We start from the raw sequence: 3,366 nt of genomic DNA, 5'->3' as shown, positions 1-3,366 counted from the left end.
TGTTATATATCTGGCTTTATGTTTGGTTGTTTCAAATTCTATAAATTAACCTACTGTTTAATTTTCAAAGTTCATTTTTTCTTTTATGTTTGCCCTTTTCTTAAGGACAAGTATAACTATACCATCTTAAAATAATATCGTCAATACTTTTTTTAAAACTTTTTTATAATTATAATTATATTTTTAATTTTTATTCTGTACATCTTCTTAAACCCTTAATACCTACGCCTTTAAAATAAAAAGTAGGTACTTGATAGTTGTTTAAGCTTATCAAGTACCTATTTTTTATTTTATCAACTTCAATGTTGAATTATAAACATTATATATCATTATATTTACTACTCTACTTCATTTTCTTCATAACTTATCCAATCACTAAAACTACCTAAATAAACTTTATGTTTAACTCCTGCTTCACTAAGTGCTAAACTATTTGGACAAGCAGTTATACCTGAACCACAATAAACTATAACCTCATCATAATTCTTTAAGGTTTTAAAATGATTTTCAAGTTCCTCTTGTGACTTTATGTTTAATTTATCTTCATCTTTATTTAATATATCCATCCAAAAATAGTTTAATGCACTAGGTATGTGACCAGCTTTTTTATCCACTGGTTCAAATTCACCTTTGTATCTTTGATTTTCTCTAGAATCAATTATAGCTACGTTATCCTTATATAATCTTTCTTTAACATATTCCATATTTACTCTCATATCTTCATTAACTTCAACTTTAAAATTACCTTTTTTAATAGACTTTATTTCTTGAGTGATTTCTTCACTAATTTTCTTGAATTCATTTATGCCACCATTTAAAACATACACCTTATCATGACCTAAGTACTTTAATATCCACCAAAGTCTAGAAGGACCAGCTAAGTCACCTTCATCATAAGCAACTATTATCGAGTCATTGTTTATTCCTATATTTTCAAAAGTATTTTTCAGCTCTTTTATATTTGGTAGAGGATGTCTTCCTCCATGCTCTTTCACTTCGCTAGATAATTCTGTTTCTATATCTACTCTAACAGCACCCTTAATGTGCCCCTCTTCGTAGTTTTTTTTTCCATATTGCTTGTCCATTAAATTAAATCTGCAATCTACTATTACTAATTTTTCATTATTTAAATTTTCATTTAACCAACTAGCACTGACTAAGTTTGTCATATAGTCCTCCTAATTTTATTGATTCAATATTCAATATATACTATACTACAGTACAATTTTATAAAACATACCTTTATAAAAAATATATCAATGTATATTATATGCACAATTTTCCGAAAATAAAAAATATATAATTAATTAGGAATGCGTTTTTTTTATGTTAAAATATATTTGAAAACAATATATATGCTTTGTTATAGATTTATAAAAGCATACGAAAATAAGTATTAACGTTTCAATATATTCTATTTTATACAATACACTAAAAAACATTATACAAGGAGGGGTTATAGATATGAATATATCATCTAGAATACAGTCAGTTCCAGCTTCTACTATTATGGAACTATTAACTTATGCTGCAGAAGCTAAAAAGGGTGGAAAGAAAGTTTACCACCTAAATATTGGACAACCCGATATTAAAACACCAGATGAATTTTTCAATGCAGTAAAGAATTACAAGGATGAAGTTTTAGAATATGCTTTATCAGAAGGATTACCTGAACTTATAGAGGCTATACAAAAATATTATCAAGGATATAATATCAACTTTAACAAGGATGAAATATTAATATTAAACGGTGGTAGTGAAGCTTTATTATTTGCTATGATAGCTACATGTAATGAGGGTGATAATATATTAGTGCCTGAACCATTTTATTCAAACTACAATAGCTTTGCTAAGGCAGTAGGTGTAGAAATAAAACCTATTACTACACTTGCAGAAAATGGATTCCACTTCCCTTCAAAGGAAGAAATAGTATCTAAAATAGATTCTAAAACTCGTGCTATATTATTTTCAAACCCAGGGAACCCAACTGGAGTTGTTTATACTAAAGAAGAAATTCAAATGATATCTGATATAGCTAAAGAAAACGATTTATGGATAATGGCCGATGAAGTTTATAGAGAATTTGTTTATGAAGGTGATTACACTAGTTTAGGTAATATAGATGAAGTAGCTGATAGAGTTGTAATAATAGACAGTGTATCTAAAAGATACAGTGCATGTGGAGCTAGAATTGGTTCTATAGCTTCTAAGAATAAAGTATTTATGGCTCAAATGTTAAAACTATGCCAAGCAAGATTATCAGTTCCTACTTTAGAGCAAGTTGGTGCTATTGAACTTTATAAAACACCAAATACTTATCTTACGGAAGTAAACGAAGAATATAGAGAAAGAAGAGATGTATTATATAACGAACTTATAAAAGTTCCTGGCGTTGTATGCAAAAAGCCTACTGGAGCCTTTTATATAGTTGCAAAATTACCAGTTAAAAGCGCTGATCACTTTGTAAAATGGTTATTAAGTGATTTCGATATAGATGGACAAACAGTTATGCCTTGCCCTGCTGAAGGCTTCTATGCTACTGAAGGACTTGGTGTTGATGAAATAAGACTTGCTTATGTATTAAAGAAAGAAGATTTAGCTAATGCTGCTAAGATATTAAAAGCAGGTTTAGAAACTTACCTAAAATTAAATAACTAAAATGAGAAGTGTGCTTATGCACACTTCTTTTTATGCATGAAATTGTATTGAAAAAATCTTAAAATGCAAGATGGGGAATATACATATTTCATAATTTAATAAAATAGTTATAAAAAATAGTTCAAAAGTGGAAATATTTTAGGTGTCATTGCATAATATATATTAAGATGATAGATTTTAATTAATAACTTGCAACAACAAATAAGTTAAATATAAAATAAAAAATTTCAGGAGGTAACAATTATGGAAAATAACTTAGATTTAGTATACTTTGATTATCAAGAAATGATAGAATATGATTATTCACCAGATTATGAAATAGAATAAATGAAAGTATATGTGGATAATATTTCAAAACTAGAAATATAGATGATGAATCGGATTTAAAATATTTCATAAAAGAAGCATAGGGGTGGCAAAAGGTGTATACCAAAAACCATAAAATATGAAAAAGCTCTTAGAATTTATTTCATAAGAGCTTTTTTTTTATTGCATATTTATTTATATAGGAAATTAGAAATATAATTGTGTATTCTCTAAATAAATTTTTAATTTACCTATTTAATATGGTTATTATAAACTTACACACAAAAAAAGATTACGTGGCTACGTCTTACTCTCCCAGGCAGTTGCCCACCAAGTACCATCAGCGCTAAAGAGCTTAACTTCTGTGTTCGGAATGGGAACAGGTGTATCCTCTTTGCTATT

At 27.8% G+C, this 3,366-nt stretch carries 2 protein-coding genes and 1 rRNA gene; 1 reads left to right on the top strand and 2 read right to left on the bottom strand.

What is annotated here, in order from left to right:
* Window positions 1-338: 338 nt before the first annotated feature.
* Entirely contained in the window at window positions 339-1,169 is an 831-nt protein-coding gene (locus AC11VW_RS01235) for a sulfurtransferase (protein WP_484299573.1), read from the bottom strand.
* A 295-nt stretch (window positions 1,170-1,464) separates the two neighbouring features.
* On the opposite strand from AC11VW_RS01235, the gene AC11VW_RS01230 reads away from it, so the two are divergent.
* Window positions 1,465-2,658 carry a pyridoxal phosphate-dependent aminotransferase gene (locus AC11VW_RS01230; RefSeq protein ID WP_484299572.1) on the top strand — a complete coding sequence of 398 codons (1,194 nt, stop codon included), beginning with the start codon at window positions 1,465-1,467 and terminating at the stop codon, window positions 2,656-2,658.
* 600 nt (window positions 2,659-3,258) lie between these two features.
* On the opposite strand, the gene rrf is transcribed toward AC11VW_RS01230, so the two are convergent.
* Window positions 3,259-3,366 (bottom strand): 5S ribosomal RNA (rrf, locus tag AC11VW_RS01225); the annotation flags it as partial.

This window comes from Romboutsia sp. (genome assembly GCF_056995035.1).
The sequence above is the reverse complement of the archived record's forward strand: the minus strand, read 5'-3'. Positions and strand labels throughout refer to the sequence as shown.